Genomic DNA, 26,171 nt, shown 5'->3' on the forward strand with positions numbered 1-26,171 from the left:
CCGGCGCCGCCCGGCGGGCCTCAGCGCGCGGCCGTACCGCCCAGCTGCCGCACCTGGTCCGCGTAGACCTTCTCGATGCGCTGCAGCCGCTGTTCGCGCGCGGCCTCGTTGACCCACTGCGCGGCCATCGCGCGCTGGCGGCCGAGCTGGCGGTCGAGCCGGGCCTGCGGCAGCAGCGCGCCGTCGTCGGCCGCCGCATAGCCGAAGCCGGCGCGCAAGGTCTTGAGCACCTCGCGCTCGGCATCGGCGCGCGCGCCCTTGCCCTGGCCGTAGCTGGTCAGGAAGGACTGCAGCCGGGCCTGGAACTCGGGCGGCCAGTCGCGCCGCACCACCATCGGCGCGCCCGGCGGCGGCTGCGACTCCCACACCACCTGCAGCCGCTCGGCCTCGACCGGGAACTGCTCGCGGAAGCGCTCGAAGTCGGTCGTGTTGTTGGTCGCCACGTCGGCATCGCCGTTGGCCACCGCCAGCGCGGTGGCCTGGTGGGTGTCGACGATCTCGCTGCGAAAGCGCGTTTCCATCGCGATGTGGTTCGGCAGGAACAGCTCGCTCTGCGGCACCTGGAAGCCGGTCACCGAACGGCTGTCGCCGCGCGCGAGCCGCCACTGCTCGGGTTTGGCGAGCAGCGCCTCGAGGCTGTTGAAGGGCGGCGCCTTGCGCATCAGCAGCACGGCGCGGTGCTCGGGCATGCCGGGGCGGCGCGCGATCTGCGCGATCACCTTCATGCGGCCCTGGGTCACGGCATCGAGCGCCATCTTGGCCGACAGGAAGGCCATGTCGATCTCGTCGCGGCCGATGGCGCGGTCGAGCTCCTCGTACGAGGAGACCGAGTAGGCGCTCACGGGCACGCCGATGGCGCGGCCGAGGTCGGCCAAGAGCGGCGTCCACAGCGCGCGCGACTCGACCGCGCCGCCCAGCGGCAGCACGCCGAAGCGGATCCCCTTGACGGGCGCCGGCTGCGTGGCCAGCGCGGCGGGCGCCACGGCGCAGGCCAGCACGGCGAACACCGCCAGCCACGCGGCGCGCAGCCAGGCGATCAAGGCGAGACGTCCTTCAGCACGCCGACCTGCTCGGCATAGCCGCTGTCCAGCCGCTGCAGGCGGGCCTGGCGCGCGGCGTCGTTGACCCATTGCGCGGTCTTCGCGTTCTGCGTGGCGAGCTGGTAGGCCAGCTTGGCGGCGGGCAGCAGCGAGCTGTTGTCGGCCGGCACGAAGCCCGCGAGGTCGTGCAGCGACTTCAGCACCACGCGCTCGGCATCGCCGCGCGGCCCCTTGGCGCGGCCGTAGGCCACGAGGAAGGCCTGCACCCGCTGGCGCAGCTCGGGCGGATAGTCGCGCCGCATCACGATCTGCGCATGCGGGATCAGCTCCGACTCCCACAGCACCTGCAGCCGGCCGGCCTCGGCCGGGAAGCGCAGCTTGAAGCGCTCGAAGTCGGCCGTGTTGTTGGTGGCGACGTCGGCCTCGTTGTTGGCCACGGCCAGCGCCGTGACCTGGTGCGTGCCCACCACCTCGCTCGCGAAGCGGGTCTCCATGGCGATGTGGTTGGGCAGGAAGAACTGCAGCTGCGGCACGATGAAGCCCGACACCGACTGCTTCTCGCCGCGCGCGAGGCGCCAGCGGTCGGGGTCGGCCAGCAGGCCCGCCAGCGTGTTGAAGGGCGGCGCCTTGCGCGCCAGCAGCAGCGCGCGGTAGCCGGGCAGGCCGTCGTGCCGCACCACCTGCGCCACCACCTTCATGCGGCGCTGGCTCACGGCGTCGAGCGCCATCTTTCCCGACAGGAAGGCCATGTCCACGTCGTCGCGCTGGATCGCCTGCTCGAGCGCCTCGTACGAATTGACCGAGAGCACCGCCACCGGCCGGCCGAGCGCGCGGCTGAGCTCGGCCAGCAGCGGATCCCAGTCGCTGCGCGATTCGAAGGCGCCGCCCAGCGGCAGGATGCCGAAGCGCATCGGCGCGGCCTCGGCGCCATGGCCGCCCGGGGCCGTGAAGCCGCCTTTGACGGTCTGGGCCGGCGTGGACTGGGCCGAGGGCGGGATGTTCGAGACCGAGGGCAGCGAGGGCGCCGCCGGGCCCTGCGCCATCGCGGCCCAAGGCAGCGAGGCGCCCAGCAGTACCGCCGCCAGCCAGCGCCGCCAGGCGGGGCGACGGATACCGGTGGGCTCGGAGGGGCCTGGGGAACAGCGCAGGAAAGCCGGCATATTTGGACGGGCGAGGACGGCCGCAGCGAACCGGCCGGTCTAACATGGCGAAGCGGACGCCATTAGATATCAACCAGAAGCAGTTTTCGTGATGTTTTTCCCGTCTTCCCTGCCTCGCACGGCCTCCGTAGGCTCGGTCGCCATGCCCTTCCCGCGTCCATGAACTGGAACTTCGCCGTCGTCCGCGGCCTGGCGCGGCTCACTTTCGCGCAGCAGCTGATCCTGCTGGCGATGCTGCCGGCCATGGTGGCGACGCTGGTCGCGATCACGGTGCTCACGCGCCAGCACCTGGACAACCTCACCGAACTGATGCGCGCCAATGCGCAGACGGTGGCGCTGCAGGTGGCCACGGTGGCGCAGGCGCCGATCGTGCGCATGGACCGGCGCGCGCTGCAGCGCACCGCGCAGTCGGGCACCTACCAGCCGCATGTGCAGCAGGTGCAGATCTGGTCGGAGGACGGCGAGATCGTGGCCAATTCCGAGACCATGGACCGCGCGCGCGGCGAGGGCCTGCAGGTGGTGGTGCCGATCGTCGGCGACGACGGCCGCGCCAGCGGCAAGGTGATGGTCGAGATCAGCCTCGGCGCGGTGCAGAACGCGCGCCGCTCGGTCTGGCTCAACGTGGTGCTGGTGCTCGGCGCCAGCCTGGTGGGCGTGGGCCTGGCCGGCTGGTGGGCGGCGCGCCGCATCAGCGAGCCGATCCGCGCGCTCGGCAAGGCGGTCGACCGGCTCGGCGCCGGCGAGGCCGCGAGCGTGACGATCGAGGGCACCTCCGAAGTGCAGCACCTGCAGCGCGGCTTCAACGAGGCCGCGCGCGCGCTCGCCGAGAGCCACCGGCTGCTGCAGAGCCGCATCACCGAGGCCACGGCCGAACTGGCGCGCAAGAACCAGCAGCTCGAGGTCGCGAGCCAGGCCAAGACCCGCCTGCTGGCCGCCGCCAGCCATGACCTGCGCCAGCCGCTGCACGCGCTCACGCTGTTCTCCGACGGCCTGGCCAACGGCGAGACCGATCCGCTGCGGCTGCAGCGCATCGGCCACATCCGCGAATGCGTGGACTCGCTCGACCGGCTGTTCTCCGAGCTGCTGAACCTCTCGCAGCTCGACGCCGGCGTGCTGCAGCCGCAGTGGGTCGACTTCCCGCTCGACCGGCTGTTCGACGAGATCAGCCGCAACTTCCGCCCGGTGGCCGAACAGCAGGGCCTGCGGCTGGTGGCGCGCAAGACCGACCTGTGGGTGCGCTGCGACTACGTGATGCTGTCGCGCATCCTCAACAACCTGGTGTCGAACTCGCTGCGCCACACGCTCGAGGGCGGCGTGCTGATCGGCGCGCGCCAGCGCGGGCGCGGCGTGCGCATCGACGTGGTCGACACCGGCGTGGGCATCGCGCAGCAGCACCAGGCGCGGGTGTTCGAGGAGTTCTACCAGGTCGAGCCCTCGGGCCGCCAGGCCTCGCGCGGCACGCGCGGCATGGGCCTGGGACTGGCCACGGTGCAGCGGCTGGCCGAGCTGCTCAACACGCGCGTGGAGCTCAGTTCGCGCGTCAACAGGGGCACCTGCGTGCGCGTGCTGGTGCGCTCGGCGCCCGCGGGGCTGCCCGCGCCGGCCGCGGCCGCGCAGCCCGTGCTCGAGAACGACGCGCACTGCCTCGCCGGCCTGCGCATCCTGGTGATCGACGACGAGCGCACCATCCTCGAAGGCCTGACGGTGGTGCTGTCGAACTGGGGCGCCGAGGTGCTGGCCGCGCAGACCCGTGCCGAGGCGCTCGCGATGGCCGACACCTGGCCCGTGCCGCCCGACGTGGTGGTCAGCGACCTGCTGCTGCAGGGCGGCGACAACGGCCTGGACGTGATCGCCGCGCTCGAACGCCATCCGCGCGGCATCGGCATCGGCACCGCGCGGCTGCTGGTCACCGGCGAGACCAAGCCCGACCGCCTGCGCGAGGTGCAGAGCGCGGGCATCACGGTGCTCTACAAGCCGGTGTCGCCGCGCGTGCTGCGCCAGGCGATCCTCGCGCAGCGCGCGGCCGCGGCGCGGGCCGTGCAGGCCTGAGAACGCGCCGGGCAACGGGCTTCGGTGGCGATACGCCATCGGAGATAGGCCAAGCGGCCGTTGCCGCGTGAACTTCCTCACAGCCCGGCAGGGTGCGCGCCGCGGGCATAAGCCCTCCGCCTTATCGCGCGAAGGGGGGCGCTTCCGTACATTGAACCATCGCCCCCCAGTGGCAGAAGCCTTCATGTCCGTCGCCGCGAACCCCTCTCCCATCCTCCCCTGCACGACCCGGTTGCTGCGCGGCGCCATGCGTGCGCTGCTGGCCTGCGCCGCGCTGCTGGGCGCCGCGCTGTCGTCGGCCGGCGGCTTCACGGTCCTGATGGGCGACGACCTCGCCGCGCATGCCGAATTCGTGCAGCAGTTGCGCCAGGGGCTGGACCCCGCGAGCCGCTTCGAGCTGGTGCGGCTTTCTCCAGGCGCGCCCAATGCCTCCGACAGCGCGGCCGCCGAGCCCGGCGACGTCAACGTGAGCGTGCGCACGCGCAGCATGCGGCCCTCGATCTCGAGCGCCGACGGCGGCTCGCTGACCATGGCGGTGGGTGCAACGGCCGCACGCGCCGCCATCGAGCGCCCGGGCCAGGAACCGCTGGTGCTCGCGATGCTGAGCCGGCTCGACTACGAGGGCCTGCGCGCCAGCCCCGCGCTGCGCCGCGCCGATCGCCGCGTCGGCGTGCTGCTGCGCGACCCGGCCATGGCCGACCAGCTCACGCTGGTGGGCGCGGTGCTGCCGGCGCAGCGCCATCGCCTCGGCGTGGTCGCGACGCCCGAATCCGAACCGCTGGTGCGCGACCTGCAGCGCGCCGCGCAGGCACAGCCCGGCGGCGGCTGGGACCTGCAGGTGGAGTACACGCCCGACGCGCGCTCGCTCGCCACCGCGCTGCGCGCCGTGGTGCCGCGCAGCGATGCGCTGATGGTGCTGCCCGACCTGATCGGCGACAACCAGGCCGCCACGCTGTCGGTGCTGCGCGCGGGCGCGGGCGCCGGCCTGCCGGTGTTCGGCGCCAGCGAGGGCCTGGTGCGCTCGGGCGGCCTCGCGGCCGCGGTCTCCACGCCGGCGCAGCTCGCGCAGCAGGCGCGGCTGCTGGCGCAGAAGGTCGCGGGCGGCACCGGTGCGGGCGGTGGCGGCAATCCACTGGTGGAGGCCGCGACGCCCGCCACCGTGCGCATCAATCCCACCGTCGCGCGCGGACTCGGGCTGCGGCTGCCCGAGGAACGCGAACTGACCGAGCGCCTGACCGCCACGCGATGAGCGCCACCCGGCCGCCCGAGGGCGCGGATTCCAGTTCGGCCGTGCCCCCCATCGCCGGTGCCCTGGTGGTGCGCGGCAACCTGCAGCGCGACCTGTTCCGCCTCGGCGTGGTGCCCTGCGTGGCGGTGGCGCTCGCGCTCACCGCCTGGTTCACCCACAACCGGCTGCAGACGCTGGAGGCCGCCTTCGACGCCGAGGGCCAGGCGGTGGCGCGCCAGGTGGCGGCCATGTCCGACCTGAGCCTCTATGCCGGCGACCTGCCCGCGCTGCAGAACGTGGCCAATGCCGCGCTGCGCGGCGGCCAGGTGATGCGCGTGGAGATCAGCAACAGCGCCGGTGTCTACGTGACGGCCGGGCCCAAGGCCGGCTCGCTCGCGCAGCTGCGCATGTTCACCGCGCCGGTCACGCTGCGCGAGGCCTCGCGCGCCAGCGCCTTCGCGCCCGCGGGCTCGACCGCCGCGGGCGAGACGCCGGTCGGCCTGGTGCAGACCTTCCGCGACACCACCGCCTATTCGCGCGAGCGCACGCGCTCGCTGCTCGCGGGCATCGGCATCGCGATGGTGGCGCTGCTCGCGGCCTGGGCCTCGGTGCGCCACATGGCGCGCACGGTGGCGCGGCCGCTGCGCCGCGTGTCGCGCACCGTGGCGGCGCTCGAGGCCGGCCATTTCGAGATGCGCTGCGGCGTGGTCGAGGGCGGCTCGCGCGGCACGCACGAGCTGGCCATGCTGGCGCACGACATCGACCGCCTCGCCGAGCGGCTGCAGCACAACCGCCAGGTCAGCGAGGAGCGCGTGCGCGAGGCCACCGCGGTCGCGCTGCAGCGCATGGCCGAGGCCGAGCAGGCCGCGCTGTCGCGCGCGCGTTTCCTGGCCGCCGCCAGCCACGACCTGCGCCAGCCGCTGCATGCCATGGGCCTGTTCATCGACGGCCTGCTGCCCGGCGCGAGCGAGGCACAGCGCCCGGCCGTGCTGCGGCTGCAGGAGAGCACCGAGTTCATGGGCGTGCTGCTCGACGACCTGCTCGAGATCTCGCGGCTCGACGCGCAGGTGCTCACGCCGGCCATCGCCAAGGTCTCGCTGGCCGCGCTGTTCGACCAGCTCGACGCCCAGCACGCGGCCAGCGCCGGCGAGCTGCGCGTGCGGCTGCGCTGGAGCGACCGCGGCCTCGCGGTGCGCAGCGACGCGGCGCTGCTCAAGCGCATCGTCGGCAACCTCGTGAGCAATGCGCTGCGCCACGCGCCCGCGGGCGGCACCGTGCTGGTGGCCGCGCGCCGCGCGCGCAGCGGCCCCGACGGCGGGCGCGGCGTGCGCATCGAGGTGCGCGACAACGGCGTGGGCATCGCGCCGATCCACCAGCAGCGCATCTTCGAGGAGTTCTACCAGGTGGCGAACACCGAACGCGACCGCCGCCGCGGCTTCGGCCTCGGCCTCGCGATCTGCGCGCGCATCGCCACCCTGCTGGGCACGCGCATCGCGCTGCGCTCGGCGCTCGGCGCCGGCAGCACCTTCGCGCTGACCCTGCCCGCGGCCAATGCCGCCGACATCGCGCCGCCGCAGCCGGCGCCGCCCGCGCCCGCGCCGCTCGCGGGCCTGCGCTGCCTGGTGGTGGACGACGACCCCGCCATCCTCGACGGCAGCCGCGCGCTGCTCGAGCAGTGGGGCTGCCAGGTCGAATGCGTGGCCACCGGCGCCGAGGCGATCGCGCGGCTGGGCACCGGCGACATCCCCTACGACGCCGTGCTGTGCGACCTGCAGCTGCCCGGCGACACCGACGGCATGGACGTGATCGACGCCGCCAAGCGGCTGCAGCCCGAGGCGCTCGCGGTGCTGGTCTCGGGCGCCACCGGGCCCGATGCGCTGCAACGGCTGCGCCACAGCGGCGCGACGCTGTTGACGAAGCCGGTGGCACCGGCGAAGCTGCGGGCGCTGCTGTCGACGCGGCGGCATGCGCAGCCCGCATGAACACCGTCATTGCTCCACCACGATGCTGTCCATCGACGCCCTGAAAGACATCCGCCCCTTCATCGCCACGCCCAGCTACAGCGGCGCGATGACCAGCGACTACGTGCGCAGCCTGCTCGGGCTGGTCAACCTCGCGTGGCGCCACGGCTTCCCGATGCAGACGCGCTTCCTCGACGGCGACAGCCTGATCCCGCGCGCGCGCAACCGGCTGGTGGCCGAGTTCATGGCCGACAGCCGCTGGACCCACCTGTTCTGGATCGATGCCGACATCGGCTTCGAGCCCGAGGCCGCGCTGCGCCTGCTGCTGGCCGGCCACGCGGTGGTGGCCGGCGCCTATCCGCACAAGAACGACGGCTGGCCGCGCGCCGGGCTCGCGCAGCCGCTGCCCGCGGGCAGCACGCGCGAGGACTTCGAGGCGCGGCACGCGGTGTTCCCGGTCAACCTCACGGGACCCGAGGTGGCGGCGCGCGTCGACGCCGACGGCTTCGTCGAGGTGCTCGACGCGCCCACCGGCTTCATGCTGATCGAGCGTTCCGTGTTCGAGCGGCTCGCGCAGGCCCTGCCCGAGCTGCGCTACACGCCCGACCGCATGGAGGACGAGGCGGCCGCGGCCTGGCCGCACCACCGCTTCTTCGACGTCTGGGCCGAGCCCGGCAACGGCCGCTACCTCAGCGAGGACTTCGCCTTCTGCCGCCGCTGGCAATCGATCGGCGGCCAGGTCTTCGTCGACACGCGCTCGCGCCTCACGCACACCGGCACGCGCGTCTACCGCGGCGACTACGCGCGCTCGCTCGCGGCCAGCGCCGGGCCGTCGGCCTGACGCAGACCGGCCGGCAAGGTCTCCAGGTCGTAGCCGCGATCGGGCGCGATCTTCTCGAGCCGCAGTCCCGGCCCCTCCTCGGCGAGGTAGTCGTAGCCGATGGCCTGCCAGCGGTGCCCGGGATCGAGTTGCCGATAACGGTCGCGCCGCGCGATGCGGTCCTCGCGCCGGATCATGCGCAGGTGGTAGAGCCGGAAGTAGCTGCGGAACATCCGGCCATGCTGCGCGACCGCGTCGGGATACCAGGGCCCGTGCAGCGCGGGTGCCGCGTCGTAGGCGATCTCGCGCGGCAGCCGGAACAGGCACACGCGCGACTTGGCGCCCCAGGGGCCGTCGTCGCGAAAGCGGTCGGGCGCATTCCAGAGTTCGCGCACCGCGAGCGAGAGGCAACCGAGTGGCGTGTCGGACAGCGAATCGACGATGGCGCCGAGGTGCTGGAGAAACAGGCGCTCGTAGCGCTCGTCGGCATCGCAGACCAGCACCCAGCCCGCGCCATGGCGCCGCGCGCCCTCGAGCAGCCGGCGCCTGTTGTCCGGCTCGTTCCAGTCGCCGCCGGGCGGATTCGACAGCAGCTCGAGCAGCTTGGGTTCGCGTTGCAGGATGCGCGCGGTGTCGTCGGTCGAGCCGTCGTCGAGCGCGATGAAGCCGTCGACATGCTCGCGCAGGTGGTCGAGGCAGCCCTCGAGCAGCCGCGCCTCGTCGCGCAGCTGCAGCACGCAGACGATGCGCGGCCGCGCTGCCAGCGGCTTCGGCGGCTCGGCGCTGCAGCGCGGGCAGAAGTAGTGCGGCGCCGGCTCGTGGTGCAGCATGCGCGCGCAGAGTTCGCACTGGCGGCGCGAGCCCATCGCGAACACGGGCGCGGGTTGCGGCCATGCGGGCACGGCCCCGGCATCGGCCGGTGCCGGATCGTCGCGGGCGATGCGCGCGAAATCGCGCCCCCAGTCCTCGCCGTTCGCGCGCGCCTGCGCGGGCGTGCACTTGCGCCAGTCGTTGTCGGGATCGAACTGCTCGGCACCGTCGCGCGTCTCGAACGACAGGTGCAGCAGCTTCAGTTCGGCGCAGGCCAAAAGCCGCCAGCCCGCCATCTCGAGCCGCACGCGGAAGTCATCGTCGTCGCCGCCCCAGCCGGCGAAGGACTCGTCGTAGCCGCCAACCGCCTCGAAGGCCTCGCGCGGGCCGCACAACGAGCCATAGAAGGTGCGCAGGAACAGCGCCTCGGGCACCTGGCGCGCGAACAGGACGGGCAGCGGCCCGTCGATCGCGTCGAAGCGCGCGAAACCCACGCGGCCCAGCACCACGCCGCGCTCGACCGCCAGCGCAGCCTGCAGCGCCAGCGCGGGTGCGTCGTCCACATAGGCCGACTCGGGCGAATGCACGAGCACGAAGCGGCCGCGCGCATGGCGCACGCCGACGTTGATGGCCCGGCAGGGCGGGCGCCAGCCATGCGGCCGGTCGTTGACGACCACGCGCCAGCACACCGTCTCGAAGCGCGCGAGCAGTTGCAGCAGGCCCTGTTCCTCGGCCGGTTCGTCGAGCGCGATCACCACCTCGATGCCGGGACGCGACCAGTGCGGCGCGTTGAGCGCGGCCACGCGCTCGAACTCCGCGAGCTTGCGATAGAACGGCAGCACCACGCTGAGCATCATGCGGTCCGCCTCTCGGCGATCGGCGCGATGGCGCAAGACAAGGGAGACAATGGCAGGACCTGCTTCATCCCCGCATCATGAACGGTTGCTTCATCAATCTGCAACGCAGTGGCGATCGCCGCACGGCCATGGAAGCGCAGCTGCGCGCGCTCGGCATCGAGGGCGTGGCGCGCTTCGAGGCGATCGACGCAGCCACCCTGCCCGCGGTGGGCCCCGATGCCGCCACCAGCGCCGGCGAACGCGCCTGCTTCCTCTCGCACGCACGCGCGCTCGAGGGCGCGCCGCCCGATGACTTCTTCCTGGTGCTCGAGGACGACGCCCTGCTGAGCCGCGCGCTGCCGCCGCTGCTGCGGCCCGAGGCGCTCGCGCAGCTCGCCGACCGGGACCTGGTGTTCCTCGAATGCCTGCCCTACACCTCGGCCCACAGCCTGCTCGCGCTGTGGCGGGCGCTGAAGAAGCAGCTGCCCGCCGACCCGGCCGCGCCGCGCGATGCGATCGCCGGCATCGAGGTGCTCGACGCGCGCGGCCTCTACAACTGGGGCGCGGTCGCCTACCTTGTCACGCCGAAGGGACTGCGCGCCCTGCCGCCGCTGCTGCGCGAGGCGCTGGCCGAAGGCCCCGCGCAGGCCTTCGACATGGCCTTGAACCGCTGGGTGGCCGAGGGCCGCCTGCGCGCGGCGGTGCTCGCCCCCTTCCTCGCCACGCCGCGGCTCGAGAGCCATGCGCACAGCACCATCGACGACCGGCCGCGCGCCGCGGAGAACGACGCGCTCGGCGGCGCGCTGCGGCGGCTGTTCTTCGCCGGCCCCATCGACGGGCTCGAGGCCCATGTGGCCGGCTACCGCCACGCGGCGCTGACCGACGATCCGCAGCTGCGCCTGCTGGCCGACCTGATGGCGCAGCTGTTCGTCATCACGGCGCGAGACGCCTAGAAATCGGCGCAGCCGTTGCGCCGCTCGGTGTTCACGCAGCTCAGCAGGTTCGGCCGCGAACGCACGCGCGACCATTCGCGCGCCAGCACGTCGCCGCCCTGCGCCGCGCGGTCGCCATCCAGCGGCCCGGTCGCCACGCAGATCGGCGCCTGGCCGATGTTGCGGTCGTAGAGGTAGGTCGAGGGCTGGTCGCGCACCACGTCCACCGAGGGCAGCTCGGGCCGCTCGAGGAAGACGAAGGGCGGTGGCGGCGGCGCCACCGGCGGCGGTGGGGGCGCGGGCGGCGGCGGCGGCCCCGGATCGACGCGCAGGTTGCCCGGCACCACCTGGATCGCATAGCCGGCCGCCGAGGCGAAGGCGCCGTCGATCGGATAGTTGCCCGGCGGGCTCGAGGCGTTCGCGCCGGTGCCCGGCGTGCCGCTGAAGCTCGAGGCGTTGTCGCCGAGGATCAGCCCGCTGACGCTGTAGGTGAAGCTGGGGTTGGGCGCGCCTTCCTGGCGCGAGGCATTGCCCACGGTCACGATCGCGGTCGGCTGCTGCGCGTAGATGAAGTGGTTGTCGGTGGCCGGCACCGTCACCGTGCACAGGCCCAGGTAGGCACAGTGGTAGAGGTTGGGCAAGGGGCCCGAGCCCGCGAGGCCGCCGCGCGTCTCGCCGATCCAGGTGTCGGCCCAGACGCGCCAGGTGCCGGCGCCGATGGTGAAGCTGCCCGGATTCTGGAAGCGCGCCGCCGCCACCAGGTCGGCGCTGGTGCTCGCGTTGACGCTGGTGCCCAGCGTGAGGTCGCCCGCGAGCGTGCGCACGAACACCGTGCCGGCCGACATCGAGGTGGTGGCCGTCGGCGCGAGCTGGTTGGTCGCGGCGTCGAAGCCGTTGACGCTCAGCGCGCCGACGGTCACGGCGTTCGCGTCGACGTAGGCGAAGCCGCCCTCGGCACCGCCGCTCACGGTCGCCACGTTGTTCGCGGGATTGCGCAGGTCGACACCCGCGCCGCTCGAGCGCGCGAGCAGCCCGGTGGCGGTGATCGCGCCCGCGGCCGACTGCGTGATGTTGCCGTCGGACAGCAGGCCCAGTTGCGAGGCGCCGACCGTGCCGTTGAGCGCGATGTTGCCGCCCGCGTCGTTCTGCAGGGTGAGCGCGCCCGGCGTGGCGATGGCGCCGGCCACCGTGATGTCGGCCGCATGGGTGGCGCTGCCCGCCACGATGGTGGGTGCGGCGAGGCGCGCGAACTCCGCGCTCGAGACCGAGTAGCCGCCGGTGCCCGCGCCGCCCAGCACGATCGGCGCATTGGTGCTGTCCGACACCGCGAAGCTGGCGTCCATGCCGCCGGGCCGCAGGTTGATCGCGGTGGCCGCGCTCACCGGCGTGCCGATGACGATCGCGTCGGTGCTGCCGTCGTTGACCGCGCGCAGCACCAGGTTGCGGCTGCTCTGCACCACCGGCGCCGCGCCGGGCACGCTGGGCGAGCCGCCGGCCTCGATCGAGACGCCGCTGCCGCCGTTCTGCGAGCGGCCCGTGATCTCGATGTCGCCGCCGCCGGTGGTGACGATGCGCGCACCGTTTTCCAGCCGCACGCCCGAATCGGGCGCGGCCGCGGGCACGGTGGTGTCGTTTTTGAAGTTGTAGCCGCGCAGCGCGATGCTGCCGCTGCCGGTGGTGATGCTGCTGCCGCCGTTGACCAGCACGCCGTGCGCCGCCGCGAAGGTCGACGAGGCCTGGCGCCGCGCCACGCCCTGCACCGTGACGTTGCCGCTGGTGGTCGAGATGGTCGAGGGCGTGCGGCCGTCGGAGATGACCACGCCGCTGTTCCAGTCGGCCGAGCTGCCGCGAATGTCGACGTTGCCGGTCGACGTCGCGATCTGCGCGCCCGCCAGCGTCACGTTGCCGCCGGCGATCTGCACCGCGCCGCCCGCGCCGGCATCGGTCTGGCCCACGCGGGTGTCGATCTGGCTGTCGACCAGCGTGACGTAGCCGGTGGGCGCGCCGGGCTGGCCGCTGTAGAGCGTGACCGCGCCGCCATCGGTCTGCACCGAGGCGCCATTCATCTGGATGAAGCCGCTGGTGGGGCCGCCATCGCCACGCGCATTCATCGTGACGCTGCCGCCGCGCGTGGCGATGGTGCCGTTGTAGCTGATCGAGCCGGGCGTGGCCGAGGGCGTGCCGTCGGGATTGACGCCCGCGTTGAACAGCACGTTGAGCGGCCCGCCCTTGCCCGACGAGCGGATCACCGTGCCCAGCCCGCCCTGGATGCTGTTGCCCGAGGCCAGCTCGAAGCTCAGCGGGCCGAAGGCGGCGGTGTAGTCGATCAGCGCGTTGTTCGCGAGCGTGATGCTGCCCGCGCCCGGCCCGCCGGTGCCGGTGGTGATCTTCACGCTCGCGCCGCCATTGAGCGCGGCATTGATGTCGCCGTCCTGGATCGTGGAGTTGGTGACGGCATCGAAGGGGTTGGTCGGCAGCGTGCCGGCCGCCGCGCCATTGACGATGGTGACCGCATAGGGGTCGATCAGCCACTGGCCCGCGGTGCCGGCCGGCGCGCCCGCGTTGACGCGGATGCCGGTCAGGTCGAACTGCGTACCCGAGGTCTCGACGAAGCCGCCGTTGCCGCCCGCGCTGCCGCCGCGCGCCGACAGCGTGCCGTGCGCGCGCAGGCTGTCGCCCGCGAGCAGCCGGATGTCGCCGCCGTTGCCGCTGGCCGAGGTGCTGTCGGCACGCAGGGTCATGCCCGTGGCCAGCGCGAGCATGCCGCCGGTCTTGTCGCTGACCGTCGATTCGAAGCGGATGCTGCCGCCCGTGCCCGCGCCGCTCGCATCGGCCAGCGTGCCGGTGGCGCCCGCGAGGCCGCCGCCGTAGATGTTGCGGCCGGTGACGGCGATGGCGCCGCCGGCGACGTTGTTGCTCGCGGTGCTCAGCAGCGCATCGGCCTGCGCGCCGCGCTGCAGCAGCACGTCGCCATTGCCGCCGACGATGTTGATCTGGCCGCCTTCGGCGCGCAGGCCCTGGCCGGCGCCGCTGGCGCGGATCCACACCGCCGTGGGCGTGAAGCCTTCGTTGATGCCCGCCGGCGGTGGCGTCGGCACGCCGTTGAAGTCGTAGGTCAGGCCCGCGCTGCCGGCGGTGCCGACGATGTCGATGCGCCGGCCCTGCCCGGCCGCGATGCCGGTGTCGCCGATCAGCACGCCGTGCGAGGCATTGATGGTGGACGAGGCCGAGAGCTTGGCGAAGCCGGGATCGGCCAGCAGCGCGCCGAGGTCGGCGCCCTTGCCTTCCACGCGCGCATTGCCGCCGGTGACGATGTCGGTGCCCGCGAGGCGCACGCCCGCGCCGCTGGCGCCGAACTGCAACCGCTCCACGTCCTCGCCCGCGGTCCAGCCGCGCGTGCTGCCGCGCACCGTCACGTCGCCGCTGGCCGAGGCGATGCGGTTGCGCGGCCCCGGCGTGCCGCCGGAGGAGGACTGGCCCATCGCCACGCCGGTGGCGGCCAGGCCGCCCGTGCCATCGACGGTGATGGCGCCGCTGCCGCTGATCAGCTCGGTGCTCGCGAGCAGCACGCCGGTGCTGCCGACCAGGTAGGAGCTCGAGAGCACGGTCTGGCCCGCGCCGCGCAGGCTGATCTCGCCGCCCTGCGCGCAGCTCGCGGCGCCCATGGCGCAGGTCGAGATGCGCCCGCCGGTCACCTGCACGCCGGCACTGGAGAAGGGCAGGCTGGAGAAGCTGACGTTGGCATAGCCGAGCGCGCGGCCGTTCTGCGCGTCGCCCTGGCCATAGAAGCGCACGTTGCCGCCATTGGTCTCGATGACGGCGTCGGTCATCTGGATCGGCGCGATGCGCGCCGCGCCCTCGCCGACGATCGGCGCGTCGCCGGCCGGCAGCGCGGGGCCGTTGGCATCGGCGTTGAAGTCGACGTGGAGCGCGCCGGTCTTCGACTGGATGGTCGAGCGCTCGAGCATCGCGATGCCGGTGGCCGAATCCACGCGCAGCGAGGCATTGCCGCCCTCGTTCTTGACCACCTGGGCCGCGGTGTCGAACACCACGCCGAAGATCTCCTGCCCGCCCTCGGCATTGGCCGCGCCGCTCGCGAGCGTGACGTCGGTGCCCTGGCCGAGCGCGCGGCCCAGCGCCTGCGAACTGATCGGGCTGGAAGCCATGCCGCCGGCGCTGGGATAGCTGCCGGGGTCGTAGTTCGGCGCCTCGGACGTGACCACGATCTGCTTGTTCGAGTTGAGCGTCCACTTGCCGTTGGCGCCGCCGTTCGCGCCGCCCGCGGCCGACAGCGCGAGGTCGCTGCCGACCTGGATCGCATCGGCGCTGGTGGTGATGCTGCCGCCCGCGCCCGAGCCGGCGCCCTTGGCCGACAGCGTGCCCGACAGGTGCATGCCGAGCCGGGTGGCCGGCGGCGCCTCGCTGCCGGTGCCGGGCAGCGCGCCGTAGCTCGCCTCCTCGATGCGGATCTCGCCGCCCGCGGCATTGCCGGCGCGGCCATCGGCACGCACCACGGCCCCCGACGCCAGCAGCGCGGCGGGCGGGGCCGACGCGATCGACAGCCCGTTCAGCGCCTTGAGCTGCACCGAGCCGCCGCCCGCGTCGCCGCTCGCGTCGAGCAGCGCGCCATCCATCACGCGCACGCTGCCCGCCGCCACCGAGATGCGGCCACCCACCGCCGTGCCGGTGGAGGTGGCATCGAGCGTGCCGCCCGCATGCACCTCGTTGTCGGCGCCGCCGCCGAGCACGATCTCGCCGTTCTTCGTGCCGAGCGAGCGCGCGCGCACCACGCCGGCCTGGTTCACGACCAGTTCGCCGAGGGTGGTCGACTGGCCCACCATCACGACCTTGCCGCCGTCGGCCTGCACGGTGCCGGTGTTGCCGACCGAGGCGTTGGTCGCCATCGAGTCGGATGCGATCGCGATGTTGGTGAGGCCGTCGCCCGCGAGGTCGAAGGTGATCTTGCGACCCGAGACCAGCGCCACGGTCTGGCCGTCGGCCGTGATGGTGCCGGTGTTGCTCACGCCCGCGCCCATCAGCACCACGGGGCCGCCGGTGGCCGTGATGCCGCCGTCGTTCACCACCGTCTTGGCGTTGGCGTTCAGCCGCTCGAAGCTGAAGTTGGTCGTGCCGCCGAGGAAGTTCGCGTCGCTGGTGGTCAGGCCCAGCGTCGAGGCCACGAGCCCGCCCACGTTGACGCTGGCACCCGAACCGAACAGCACGCCGTTGGGATTGATCAGGAACACGCGGCCGTTGGCGTTGAGCTGTCCCGCGATGGTCGAGAGCTCGTTGCCGGTGACGCGGTTGAGCAGGATCGCCGAGGCGTTGGGCTGCTGGATGTTGACGATGTTCTTGGCGCCGATCGAGAACGTGGTCCAGTTGACGATGCCGCGCTGGCTGCCCTGCACGATGCTCATGATGTTGCCGGCCTGGGTCATCGAGACCATGTTGCCCGGCAGCGCCGAGGGCAGGAAGCCCGTGGGCAGCACCTGCGCCATCGCGGGCACGGCGCCCGCGCAGATCAGCGAGAACGCGACCGGCCGCAGCCGCAGGCGGCGCGCGGTGGCGCGAAGAAGAGGAGACGTGCGTTGCTTCATGGTCAGAACGCCTTTTGAACCTGGACGTACAGCCGCGGGTTGTGGCCGCCGCCGTCGGTCTGTGCCCGCGGTGTGCCGTCACGCCAGGCCAGCGTCGCGTTGATCGAGAAATTGCCCGGGCGCGACCAGCTCAGGCCGATGCCGTAGCCGCGCAGGCTGCGCGAGTTCTCGCCGTCGAAGGGCGAGGGATGGCGCGCGAGCTTGCCGCGCGCCGCGTCGTAGAACACGAAGGGCGTGAGCTCCTCGTTGACCGACCAGCGCCATTCGACGGTGCCGATCACGCCCTGGTCGGCCAGCAGTTCGCCCGAGGGGTAGGCGCGCACCGCGCGCGCGCCGCCGAGCGCGAGCTTCTCGGAAGCATCGAGGTTCTTGCTGGCCCACTGGCCGCCGATCGAGAGATAGAGCGAGTGGCGCGGCACGATCGACTGCAGCCGCGAGAGCTGGAAGCTCATCTTGGTGAAGCCGCCCTCGGTCTGGCGTCCGCCGAAGGCCTGGTCGGCCGCGAGGGTCTGCGGGTCGCGGATCGACAGCGAGCCGTGGTAAAGAGTGCCGGTGCTGGCCCAGTAGCCGCCGCCGAGGACCTCGTCGCGCCGCTCCCAGGTCCAGCCCAGGCCGATGCCGCGCACGCGCTTCTTGACGTCGTAGTCGACGGCGCGGATCTCGTCGCGCAGGTCCTTGAAGTCGGCGGTCAGCCGCAGGAACAGGTTCTGCTGGCGTTGGCGGATCAGCGGATAGTTGAGCGAAAAATCGAGCACGTCGGCGCGGCCCTGCGCGTCGAGGTCGGAGAACTGGCCACCGAGGTCGTAGCTCACGCGCGCCAGGCCCATGCCGGCGCGCAGGCCGCTGGTGCCGATCGGCGCCTCGTAGGCGATGCGGCCGTACTGCAGCGCATTGCTGTCGGACACCATGACGCGCGCATCGAGGTTGTCGCCGATGCCGAAGGGGCTGAGCCAGCGCACGGTGCCGCCGAGCCGGTAGCGGCCGGACTCCTTGGTGCCGTGGTTGTCGCCCTCGGCGGTGAAGGCCCAGCGCGGCGCGGCCGCGACCTCGACCGACAGATCGGTGGTGCCGGGCTGCGTGCCCTCCTGCAACGCCGACGACACCTTGACGCCGGGCTGGTCCGACAGCAGCAGCATCGCGCGTTCGTAGGCGGGTGCGTTGACGGCCTCGCCCGGCTGCAGCGGCGCGAGAAAGCCGCGCACGCGCGCCTCGGCGATCGGTGCCTCGGGTGCCACCAGCACGTCGACGCGGCCCAGCCGGCCCTCGATCACGCTGATCTCGACGATGCCGTCGCGCACGGTCTGCACGGGCACCACGGCCTGCGCGAGGAAGTAGCCGCGCTCCTTGTAGCGCGCGGTGATCGCCTTCGCGAGCTCCTCGAGGTCGGCCAGCGTGACGTCGCGGCCGATGTAGGGCGTGGTGATCGACTGCAGTTCCTCGTTGCTCAGCGCCTTCACGCCATTGAGGCGCAGGTCGTTGAGCTTGAAGGCACCGGTGGCGGAGGTGTTGCGCGACGGCGCGGGCAGGGTCTGCGGCGCGACACCGCCGGTGGCCTGGGCGATGGGCCGGTTGCAGCTGCCGCAGGGGTCCTGCGTGGGCAGCAAGGCGGTCTCCTCGGCTTCGGTGGCATGGGCACGCTGGGCGGCCACGAGCAAGGCGGCGCCGAACAGGGCGGAGACGGCGAGGGCGATCGGCGTGGAGCGTTGCAGGACGCGCATGGGGATGCTCCGCCGCGCATCGGGGCGCGGGCTTTTCGAGAGGTTTTCGTTTCGCATCTCAGTTATCCATTGCGCTGCGTTCCACCCGCATCGCATGAAGCGACGGACGGGGTCGAAAACGAAAGCGGACTTCCGGACGCAGAGGACGCGAAGGTTGCGCGAAGGACGCAAAAGGAAGGCAAGAAAATTTTTGAATTTCTCTTTCGCGCCCTTTGCGAAATCTTCGCGTCCTCTGCGTCCGGCTGTTGGTGTTTCATTTCAGCCTCCCACCGTCAGACGCCAGTTGCCGATCAGATTGAACGGCGCCCAGAAGAAGGGATGCGACATCTTGGGATCCTTGAGCACCGCCAGCTGCCCCGCCTGCATCGCCTTCTGCAGGTCTCGGCCCTTCGCGAGTTCGCCGTAGAGCGTGCTCATCAGCACCGCCGTCGCGTCGTCCGACACCGGCCACAGCGAGGCGATCAGGCTCGAGCTGCCCGCGGAGAGGAAGGAGCGCGTGAAGCCCAGCACCTCGTCGCCCTGCGCGATGCGGCCCAGGCCCGACTCGCAGGCCGACAGCGTCACCAGGGCCGTGCCCTGCATCGGCAGCTCGAGGATCTCGTGCGCCTCGAGGAAATTCTGCTTGCCGCCCTCGTTGGCCAGCAGGATGCGCGAGTACAGCGGATCGACCTCGTCGGCTTCCGCATGCGCCGCCACGTGCATCAGCGGCGAGCGCGCGGCCACGTCGCGGAACTGCGTCTTGGTGGCGGCCGCGCCCATGTAGACGCTGTTGCTCGGGAAGTACTGAGCGAGCTGCTTGACCTCGCTCTCCGCGCCCGGCAGGTCGTATTTGTCCTCGATGCGCGGATTGCCGAAGGCCGTGAGCGTGGCGTTCACGCGCGGCGTGCGCTGCGCGAGCTGCACCGCGATGCTGATCGACGGCGCCACCGCCACCGGGTGCGTCTCGATCACGTAGCGGCCGTTCAGGCGCAATGCCTGGAACGGCAGGTAGTGCAGCGGACCGTGGGGCACGATCACCAGCCGCTGGCCGGGCTGCAGGTTCAGCGGGCCGAGCAGCGCGGCGCCGAGCTTGTCGGCGTTGGTGATCGCGGTGCGGCGGCCGCGCACGATGGTGTTGCGGAAGGTCTCGACCAGTTCGTTGAGTTCCTCGCGCCTGACCGGGATCGTCTTGCTCTCGATGCCCGCGGGGCTCACCACCCACACCATCAGCCGGTCGGGCAGCGAATGGAACTGCACCACGCGCTCGTCGGCGGCCAGCGTGCGCTGCAGCGTCGCCAGGTCCACCGTGGCGGCGGCCTGCTCGCTGAGCTTGGCGCGCCCGCGCACCGCGTCGAGCAGCGCGCGCGAGCGGCTGTGCTCGCTGACCTCGAAGGCGCGGGCGCTGTCGCCCGCGTCGCTGTAGATCGCCACGCCGCGCTCGAACACCGACTGCAGGTCGGAGAACAACCCCATCTTGAATTCTTCGCTGCGGAACTTCGCGCGCACCTTGTCCACGCCATCGAGCGCGCGGCCCACGGCCTCGGCCGCGGCCTGCTTCTGGCCCAGCGCCACCTCGCTGCGCGCCACGCCGTCCCAGGCCCAGAGCTGGTAGTAACCGCTGTCCGCGCCGACCTGGCGCGTGGCCAGCGTGCGGTAGAGGTCGCGTGCCTCGGCCGGCTTGTTCTCGGCCAGCAGCAGCCGTGCGCGCGTGCGGTCGAGCTGCGCGGCCAGCGGTGCGTCCTTCGGCTGCGGCAGCGTGCCGATCAGCTCGCGCGCGCGCTGCGTGTTGGCCGGCGTGCCCGATTCGATCAGCGCATTGACCAGCGAGGCCTGCACCAGCGGCGCATAGCGCGGCGAGCTGTTGGCGAGCGCCTCGTCGTAGCTGAGGATCGCGCCCTCGTAGTCGGCGCGGCGCGTGCGCACGTCGCCGATCACCTTCTGCACCGGGCCCACCACCAGCTTGGGGTCGCGCGCCTCGCTCTTGAGCGCCTCGCGGGCGAACTGCTCGGCCTTCTCGAGCTGGCCCGAGTAGCTGTAGACGATGGCCAGGTCGCGGTTGGCCATGGCGCGCAGGTTCGGGTCGTTGGTGGTGTTGGCCAGGTGCAGCGCCTTGCTCGCGGCGCGCACGCTCTGGCGGAACTCGCCCGACTCGGCCAGCGCCACCGCCTGGCTGCAGTACTGGTAGCCCGAGAGCTTGACGTTGTCCTGGCCGTAGAGCACCGCGCCTTCGCTGGTCAGCGCCAGCAGCGTGTCGGTGTCGGCGAGCCGGGCCTGCTCCATCTTGCTGGCCGCGGCCTCGGCGCTCGGGCCTTCCTGCGCCTGCGCCGGCGACAGCTGCGTCAGCAGCACCACGCCGGCCCATCCCAGCGCCCATCCCATTCTCGAAAACCTCGCCATTGGACCCCCGCGCGCGGCCGGCATGCCCGCCTTGGCGGGCATCGACGCCGCGGAAGTGCGCGCCGTTCTGGCCTCGTGGGGAAAGTCTAGGGACGGCCCCTACCCCCGCCTATTCGCAATACGGTCTAGCGCAAATGGACTAGGGCCACGGCCTCAGAAGTTGTGCGAGATGCCGAACTGCAGCCCGCTCGAGGGCATGCCGGGCGAGCCGGCCGGCGAGGAATCGGCGACCACGTAGGCCGCGTTGCCGCGGTTGCGGATGCGCGAATAGGCCGTGTAGACCGCGGTGCGCTTGCTGAGCCAGTGCACGTAGCCGACCGCGAACTGGGTCGCGTCGTCGGCATCGAGGCCGGGGCCGCTGCGATTGGCACGCGCGGCCGACACCTTGATGACACCCGGGCCCACCGGCATGCTCGCCCCCACCATCAGGTGCACCTGGCGGTCGTTGGTCGTCTGGTGGCGGTGGTAGTTGGCGTAGAGCTTCACCGGCCCGAAGTCGTAGGTGCCGCCCACGGTCGCGGTGCGGTAGACCTGCCCGTTGGCCACCGGCGTGCGGCCATAGGCGGCCGCGATGTCGAGCGGGCCGCTGGCATAGCCCAGGCGCGCGCCCGCATAGCGCATGCCTTCCGCGCCCTCGGGCATCGCGTACATCGCCTGGCCGTAGAAGCCGCCGAGGTCGCGCGGCAGGAAGTAGCCGACCGAGTTGTCGACCCGCACCAGCGTGCGCGCGCCACCCAGGCCGAACGGCCAGCCCTCGACCATCGCGGCCGAGCCGCCCACGCCCACCGTGCCGAAGGGCGAGAACTGCGAGACGTTCCAGAAGGTGGGCACGTAGTCGCGGCCCAGCCGCAGCTCGCCCCAGGTCCGGCTCGACAGGCTCAGCGTGGAGCGCCGGTGCCAGTAGACGCCCTGGTACTCGCCGGTGTCGGGCAGCAGCGCCGACTCGAGCCAGAAGCTCGCGACCAGCCCGCCGCCCAGGTCCTCGCTGCCGCGAAAGCCCAGCCGGCTCGGGAAGATGTTGCCGCCCTGGTCCATGGCACGCACGCTCTTGCCGCCGGCCTTGCTGTAGGTGAAGTTGAGGTCGACGGTGCCGAACACCTGCACGCTCGACTGGGCCTGCGAGAGCAGCGGCAGGGACGAAAGGAACAGGGCGGCCAGGACGGCGCGGAACGCGAAGGGGATGTTGCGCATGGGTGTCTCCGAGAAATGGGCGAGCGAAAGCCGGCGCTGCGGCCCTCGGGCCGGCGCGGCGCGGTCGAAATGGAAAAGGCTTGCGAGGTGGCGCGGGGCGAAGCCCGGCCCCGGCACTCAGTCGATGCGGATGTTCTTGGCCTTGATGAGCTTGCCCATCGCCTCGGCCTCGCGCCGCACGATGGCGCGCGTCTCCTCGGGCGTGGTGCCCATCGGCTCGAGCCCGGCCTCGGCGATCAGCTTCTGCATCTCGGGCGACTGCGTGGCCGCGCGGATCTCGCGGTTGAAGCGGTCGACGATCTCGGGCGGCGTCTTCGCGGGCAGCCAGAAGCCGAGCCAGGTGAACACCTCCAGGCCCGGATAGCGCTCGGCCAGCGTGGGCACGTCGGGCAGCGCGGCGCTGCGCTGGCTGCCGGTGTAGGCGATGGGCTTGATGCGCCCAGCGCGGATGTTGGGCAACGCGGAGATCGGCGGCTCGAAGCCCAGCATCACCTGGCCCGCGATCACGTCGGGCATGGCACTCTGCTTGTAGGGCACGTGCAGCAGCTCGATGCCCGCGGCATCCTGCAGCAGTTCGAAGCCCAGGTGCGCGGTGCTGCCCGAGCCGTAGGAGGCGAAGCTCACGCGGCCCGGGTCCTTCTTCGCGAGCGCCACCAGTTCCACCAGGTTCTTCGCGGGCACCGAGGGGTTGGCGACGATGAACGAGCCGCCCTTGAGCGCCTGCGTGACCGGCACCAGGTCGGTCTGCGGGTTGTAGGGCAGCTTCGACAGCAGGAACGGCGTCATGGTGAACGGGTTGCTGGTCGAGAACAGGATGGTGTAGCCGTCGGGCGCGGCCTTGGCGACCGCATCGGTACCGATCGCCGCGAGCGCGCCGGGGCGGTTCTCGACCACCACCGGCGTCTTGAGCATCTGGCCGAGCCGCTCGGCATAGGCGCGCGCGAACACGTCCGAGCCCACGCCGGCCGGCGTGGGCGTGACGATCCGGATCGGGCGCTGGGGCCAGGCGCCGGACTGCGCCTGCGCGCCGGCGCTGGCCAGCGTCAGCGCGAGGGCGGCGCCCCACAGGGTTGCGAGTTTTCTCATGGTCTTGTCTCCGTTCTCTTTTCTATGAATCGAATGCGCGCGACGTCGCCGCCGGCGTGCCTGCCGTCCTGCTCTTCTTCTTTGGTTGTCCCGCCTCCGCGAGCCCGATCGGCCCGCCGCAGTCCACTCAACCGCCGGTGCGCGGCACCAACGGTGGATAGCTCACGTTGTCCAGCCCCGGCACCACCAGCCGCGCGGGGTCGTTGCCGTTGGCACGCAGCTGGTCGACCGCGTAGTCGACCACGCAGCCCGAGAGCAGCTGCCGCGGATCCTCGAGCACCACGCGCAGCCGCGTATTGAGCGCGAACCAGTCGTCGGGACTCGCGATCGCCGGCATCTCGCCGACCGACTCCGTCCGCGCGTCGATGCGGGGCCGCCCCGCGGCGCCGGGCTCGAAGCGCGGATAGCCCTCGTACATCAGCGGCCCGAGTTCGCTCACCGTGCGCGTGTGGGCCCAGATCTGGCGCAGCGGCTCCTCGAAGGCACGCACCGCCGCGAGGTCGGGCAGCTCGGCCACCTTGAAGCTCGGGCCGTGCGGCGCGATGTAGAGCCGGTCGAGCGCGAGCCGCTGGCCCGAAGCCGCGAGGATCATGGCGGCGACCGAATTGGTGGTCCAGGTCACGCCGGCCGTGGGCCGGCCCTGGCGGCCGACGATCAGCACCATGGCGCGCGACCAGTCGATCGCATGGCGGTCGAACCAGCCGATCACGCGGTGGCCGGTGTCCATGCCGACCAGGAAGAAGGTGGCGATCATCACGGCGTTCATCGGCACCGTGGCGCCCACGGCATCGCCGCGCGCCTCGATGTAGTGCTCGCGCATGTCGGCGGCGGTGAAGCTCTCGGGCTCGCGCAGCGCGCGCTCGAGGTAGCGCTCGGTCAGCGCGCACGAATAGTCGACCAGCTGCGCGATGCGCGCCTCGCGGCCGCGGTAGGCGGGCACCGCGACGGTGTCGCGCCACAGCGCCTCGGAGTTGGCGGCGCGCGCGGCGCGCGTGCTGTCGATCAGGCGTCGGGTCTCCGCGCGCCAGAGTTCGCCCTCGGGATCGAGCTCGCGCAGCCGCAGCAGCGAGGCCACCGCGGGCCCGTGGTGCGAGATGCCCGCGAGCTCCTTGAAGCCGCGCGTGGACATGCGGAAGCCCTCGATCTCGGGCGGCCGGCCGCCGCCGGGGAACAGCACGATGTCGGTGCTGGTCGCGACGATCAGCGGATCGTGCGCGCTGGCGGCCGCGGTGCGCGCCGTCAGCGTGGCGCCGATGCTCGTGGGCCCGGCCGTGTAGGTCTCGAACAGGCGGACCAGCTCGGGGCTTTCGTGGGGTGCGTAGGTGGCCATGGCGGGTCAGCCCGTGATGGAGGCGCCGAGGCCGTCGACGCGGTAGATGCGGCTGGGCGTCGCGAAGCGCACCGCGGCGCTCAGGCTGTTGGCCACCGCGAGATGCAGCGCGCCGTCGGCCTCGAAGAAGGCGGCGTCGGTGCCGCCCGAGGTCGCGAAGCGCGCGGCCTCGACCAGCCGGCCGTCGTCCATGCGGAACACGACCGACTCGAGCTCGGGGATCGGCGCCTCGCGCGTGCCGTGCAGGAAGTTGACGAGCACCAGGTGCCCGCCCTCGGCATCGCCGCGCCAGGCGAACTCGCGCCCGCCCGGGCCCGCGAGCACCTGGTGGACCGCGAAGCCGCCGTCCTGCCAGCGGTAGAGCAGCGTGTCGCCATGCAGGTTGGCGAAGGCCAGCCAGGCCTGGCCCTGGGTCTCGAAGAAGCAGAAGGCGCGGCCACTCTGGCCGTCGAGCTGCTGGAACGGTTCGAAGCGCTCGCCGTTCCAGCGCAGCAGCAGCGAGGGCACGGCATGGTCGGCATGGGCCAGCAGCCGCTCGCCGCCGACCTCGAAGAAGGCCCAGTTGTAGCCCCAGGCCGAGGGCACGTCCTGGAACGGCACGAAGCGCGCGCCGTCCCATTCGAGGAGGCACGACGACACCGGCCGCGCGGGCTGCTCGCCCGGCAGGGTCACGCCCTGCGCGAGCGCGAGGAAGTGCCGTTCGCCGATCGCGAAGTGGTGCCACTGCTTGGCCGCGAAGCCGTCGATGCGCTGGAAGGGCTCGAAGCGGCCGTCGACCAGCTCGAAGATCGTCGACGGCACGGCCAGCGTGTAGGGATCGCGCCCGCTGCGCAGGCTCGCGGTGGCGAGGAAGGCGCGTTCGCCGATGCGGAAGAACTCGGCGTCCTCGCCGCCGGGCACCGGCAGGCTGGCATGCGGCACGAAGCGCCCGCCCTCCCAGCGGTACACGGGCATCTCGAGGTCGCTGTCGCCCAGCGTCATCTTCGCGGGCTGGCCCTCGGCGTCGCGCGCCAGCTGCGGCACCGCGAGGTAGCGCGTGCCGCCGTGGACGAAGCCGGCCACCGCGCGCGCGCCGGTGGTGGCGAGTTCCTGGATGCAGTTCAGTTGCATGGCCGCGCTTTCGATCGTGGAGGCATCCATGGTCTCAGAACCCGAACAGCCGCGCCGGGTTGTCGGCCAGGATGCGCCGGCGCGCGGCGGCATCGGGGATCCAGTCGCCCAGCAGGTTCAGCAGCTCGCCGGTGTCGCGCCCGCCCTCGGGAATGTGCGGCCAGTCGCTGCCCCAGATCACGCGCTCGGGCACCGCCTCGACGATGGCCTGCGCGAGCGGGCGCAGCCGTTCGTAGTTGCCGTCCTTGGCGAGCCGGTACGGGCCCGAGAGCTTGAACCAGCCGCGGCCGTCGTGCACCGCGCGCAGCAGGCGGTCGAAGTCGGCGCGCGTGAGGCCGTCGCTCTCGAGCATGTAGCCCATGTGGTCGATCACGAAGTCGCTCTCGATCTCGGGCAGGAACGGGATCAGGTCGCGCACCACCCAGCCCGGCGTGTAGAACTGGACATGCCAGCCGAGCGCGCGCGTGCGTTCCACGCTGCGCGCGATGAAGCGCCGCAGCTCGGCCGTGGGCAGGCCCGAGCGCAGGAACAGGTCGAGCCGCAGCGCGCGCACGCCGCGCGCATGCATGGCGGCGAGTTCCTCCGCCGAGGTGCCGTCCTCGACCATCGCGACGCCGCGCGCGGCATCGCCCGCGACGTCGAGCGCATCGAGCATGCAGCGGTTGTCGGTGCCGTAGAAGCTGGGCTGCACGATCACGAAGCGCTCGAGGCCGAGCACGCCGAGCGCGGCGCGCAGCTGCGGCAGGTCGCCGTCGGGCAGCGTGTAGTGCGGCGCGGGCACGCGCGGGTAGCGCGCCTCGGGGCCGAACACGTGCACGTGCGCGTCGCAGGCACCGGCGGGCACCTCGAAGGCGGCACGGGTCAGGGTCTGCGCGTCGCGCATCGGCTTGGAAACGAGGATCTGGTCGGTCATGGAAAAGGTCGGAT

Annotated in this window: 16 protein-coding genes; 5 read left to right on the plus strand and 11 right to left on the minus strand. The window is 72.4% G+C overall.

Going from position 1 to position 26,171, the window contains the following annotated elements:
- Positions 1 to 20 precede the first annotated feature (20 nt).
- Complete coding sequence (locus tag ACEN9J_RS17005) at positions 21 to 1,040, minus strand: phosphate/phosphite/phosphonate ABC transporter substrate-binding protein (RefSeq protein ID WP_057593287.1); 1,020 nt, start codon at positions 1,038 to 1,040, stop codon at positions 21 to 23.
- Complete coding sequence (gene phnD, locus ACEN9J_RS17010; RefSeq protein WP_412179417.1) at positions 1,037 to 2,200, minus strand: phosphate/phosphite/phosphonate ABC transporter substrate-binding protein; 1,164 nt, start codon at positions 2,198 to 2,200, stop codon at positions 1,037 to 1,039. The genes ACEN9J_RS17005 and phnD overlap by 4 nt, the downstream gene beginning before the upstream one ends.
- A gap of 159 nt (positions 2,201 to 2,359) precedes the next feature.
- Here phnD and ACEN9J_RS17015 point away from each other — a divergent pair, with 159 nt between their 5' ends.
- From ACEN9J_RS17015 to ACEN9J_RS17030, 4 genes are all read left to right on the plus strand, one after another.
- Entirely contained in the window at positions 2,360 to 4,249 is a 1,890-nt protein-coding gene (locus ACEN9J_RS17015; protein WP_057593288.1) for a hybrid sensor histidine kinase/response regulator, read from the plus strand.
- 184 nt (positions 4,250 to 4,433) lie between these two features.
- Positions 4,434 to 5,498, plus strand: coding sequence for an ABC transporter substrate binding protein (locus ACEN9J_RS17020; RefSeq protein ID WP_413761593.1), 1,065 nt, complete (start codon positions 4,434 to 4,436; stop codon positions 5,496 to 5,498).
- Positions 5,495 to 7,459: an ATP-binding protein gene (locus tag ACEN9J_RS17025; RefSeq protein WP_261209025.1), complete on the plus strand. Its 1,965-nt coding sequence runs from the start codon at positions 5,495 to 5,497 to the stop codon at positions 7,457 to 7,459. The genes ACEN9J_RS17020 and ACEN9J_RS17025 overlap by 4 nt, the downstream gene beginning before the upstream one ends.
- A 22-nt stretch (positions 7,460 to 7,481) precedes the next feature.
- Complete coding sequence (locus ACEN9J_RS17030; RefSeq protein WP_413761594.1) at positions 7,482 to 8,279, plus strand: hypothetical protein; 798 nt, start codon at positions 7,482 to 7,484, stop codon at positions 8,277 to 8,279.
- Here ACEN9J_RS17030 and ACEN9J_RS17035 read toward each other — a convergent pair.
- Positions 8,237 to 9,925 (minus strand): glycosyltransferase family 2 protein, encoded by a 1,689-nt coding sequence (locus tag ACEN9J_RS17035; protein WP_413761595.1) that lies wholly within the window; start codon positions 9,923 to 9,925, stop codon positions 8,237 to 8,239. The genes ACEN9J_RS17030 and ACEN9J_RS17035 overlap by 43 nt on opposite strands.
- Positions 9,926 to 10,002: 77 nt before the next feature.
- Here ACEN9J_RS17035 and ACEN9J_RS17040 point away from each other — a divergent pair, with 77 nt between their 5' ends.
- The gene (locus tag ACEN9J_RS17040) at positions 10,003 to 10,857 is read left to right on the plus strand and encodes a glycosyltransferase family 25 protein (RefSeq protein WP_413761596.1); all 855 of its coding nucleotides are present in this window, start codon (positions 10,003 to 10,005) and stop codon (positions 10,855 to 10,857) included.
- On the opposite strand, the gene ACEN9J_RS17045 is transcribed toward ACEN9J_RS17040, so the two are convergent.
- From ACEN9J_RS17045 to ACEN9J_RS17080, 8 genes are all read right to left on the minus strand, one after another.
- Complete coding sequence (locus ACEN9J_RS17045; protein ID WP_413761597.1) at positions 10,854 to 16,433, minus strand: filamentous hemagglutinin N-terminal domain-containing protein; 5,580 nt, start codon at positions 16,431 to 16,433, stop codon at positions 10,854 to 10,856. The two genes, ACEN9J_RS17040 and ACEN9J_RS17045, sit on opposite strands and share 4 nt — an antisense overlap.
- A gap of 2 nt (positions 16,434 to 16,435) precedes the next feature.
- Positions 16,436 to 18,151, minus strand: coding sequence for a ShlB/FhaC/HecB family hemolysin secretion/activation protein (locus ACEN9J_RS17050; protein WP_413761598.1), 1,716 nt, complete (start codon positions 18,149 to 18,151; stop codon positions 16,436 to 16,438).
- Between the two features lie 258 nt (positions 18,152 to 18,409).
- Entirely contained in the window at positions 18,410 to 20,509 is a 2,100-nt protein-coding gene (locus tag ACEN9J_RS17055) for a CHAT domain-containing protein (protein WP_412179418.1), read from the minus strand.
- 171 nt (positions 20,510 to 20,680) lie between these two features.
- A complete protein-coding gene (locus ACEN9J_RS17060) occupies positions 20,681 to 21,718 on the minus strand; it encodes a porin (protein ID WP_413761599.1) in 1,038 nt (345 codons plus the stop codon).
- A 117-nt stretch (positions 21,719 to 21,835) separates the two neighbouring features.
- Complete coding sequence (locus ACEN9J_RS17065) at positions 21,836 to 22,804, minus strand: Bug family tripartite tricarboxylate transporter substrate binding protein (protein ID WP_413761600.1); 969 nt, start codon at positions 22,802 to 22,804, stop codon at positions 21,836 to 21,838.
- A 127-nt stretch (positions 22,805 to 22,931) separates the two neighbouring features.
- Complete coding sequence (locus tag ACEN9J_RS17070) at positions 22,932 to 24,134, minus strand: DUF5624 domain-containing protein (RefSeq protein ID WP_057593296.1); 1,203 nt, start codon at positions 24,132 to 24,134, stop codon at positions 22,932 to 22,934.
- A 6-nt stretch (positions 24,135 to 24,140) separates the two neighbouring features.
- A complete protein-coding gene (locus tag ACEN9J_RS17075) occupies positions 24,141 to 25,274 on the minus strand; it encodes a hypothetical protein (protein ID WP_413761601.1) in 1,134 nt (377 codons plus the stop codon).
- Between the two features lie 4 nt (positions 25,275 to 25,278).
- The gene (locus tag ACEN9J_RS17080; protein WP_413761602.1) at positions 25,279 to 26,157 is read right to left on the minus strand and encodes an amidohydrolase family protein; all 879 of its coding nucleotides are present in this window, start codon (positions 26,155 to 26,157) and stop codon (positions 25,279 to 25,281) included.
- Between the last annotated feature and the right edge of the window lie 14 nt (positions 26,158 to 26,171).

This window comes from Variovorax sp. Varisp41 (genome assembly GCF_047325085.1).
In the GTDB taxonomy this organism is placed as follows: domain Bacteria; phylum Pseudomonadota; class Gammaproteobacteria; order Burkholderiales; family Burkholderiaceae_C; genus Variovorax.

Excerpts from the sequence above, each read along its gene's own strand:
- ACEN9J_RS17050 (WP_413761598.1), bottom strand. The coding sequence starts at position 18,151 with ATGCGCGTCCTGCAACGCTCCACGCCGATCGCCCTCGCCGTCTCCGCC.
- ACEN9J_RS17020 (WP_413761593.1), top strand. The coding sequence starts at position 4,434 with ATGTCCGTCGCCGCGAACCCCTCTCCCATCCTCCCCTGCACGACCCGG.
- ACEN9J_RS17080 (WP_413761602.1), bottom strand. The coding sequence starts at position 26,157 with ATGACCGACCAGATCCTCGTTTCCAAGCCGATGCGCGACGCGCAGACC.
- ACEN9J_RS17035 (WP_413761595.1), bottom strand. The coding sequence starts at position 9,925 with ATGATGCTCAGCGTGGTGCTGCCGTTCTATCGCAAGCTCGCGGAGTTC.
- ACEN9J_RS17075 (WP_413761601.1), bottom strand. The coding sequence starts at position 25,274 with ATGGATGCCTCCACGATCGAAAGCGCGGCCATGCAACTGAACTGCATC.
- ACEN9J_RS17065 (WP_413761600.1), bottom strand. The coding sequence starts at position 22,804 with ATGAGAAAACTCGCAACCCTGTGGGGCGCCGCCCTCGCGCTGACGCTG.
- ACEN9J_RS17055 (WP_412179418.1), bottom strand. The coding sequence starts at position 20,509 with ATGGGATGGGCGCTGGGATGGGCCGGCGTGGTGCTGCTGACGCAGCTG.
- ACEN9J_RS17060 (WP_413761599.1), bottom strand. The coding sequence starts at position 21,718 with ATGCGCAACATCCCCTTCGCGTTCCGCGCCGTCCTGGCCGCCCTGTTC.
- ACEN9J_RS17070 (WP_057593296.1), bottom strand. The coding sequence starts at position 24,134 with ATGGCCACCTACGCACCCCACGAAAGCCCCGAGCTGGTCCGCCTGTTC.
- ACEN9J_RS17015 (WP_057593288.1), top strand. The coding sequence starts at position 2,360 with ATGAACTGGAACTTCGCCGTCGTCCGCGGCCTGGCGCGGCTCACTTTC.
- ACEN9J_RS17040 (WP_413761596.1), top strand. The coding sequence starts at position 10,003 with ATGAACGGTTGCTTCATCAATCTGCAACGCAGTGGCGATCGCCGCACG.
- phnD (WP_412179417.1), bottom strand. The coding sequence starts at position 2,200 with ATGCCGGCTTTCCTGCGCTGTTCCCCAGGCCCCTCCGAGCCCACCGGT.
- ACEN9J_RS17045 (WP_413761597.1), bottom strand. The coding sequence starts at position 16,433 with ATGAAGCAACGCACGTCTCCTCTTCTTCGCGCCACCGCGCGCCGCCTG.
- ACEN9J_RS17030 (WP_413761594.1), top strand. The coding sequence starts at position 7,482 with ATGCTGTCCATCGACGCCCTGAAAGACATCCGCCCCTTCATCGCCACG.
- ACEN9J_RS17025 (WP_261209025.1), top strand. The coding sequence starts at position 5,495 with ATGAGCGCCACCCGGCCGCCCGAGGGCGCGGATTCCAGTTCGGCCGTG.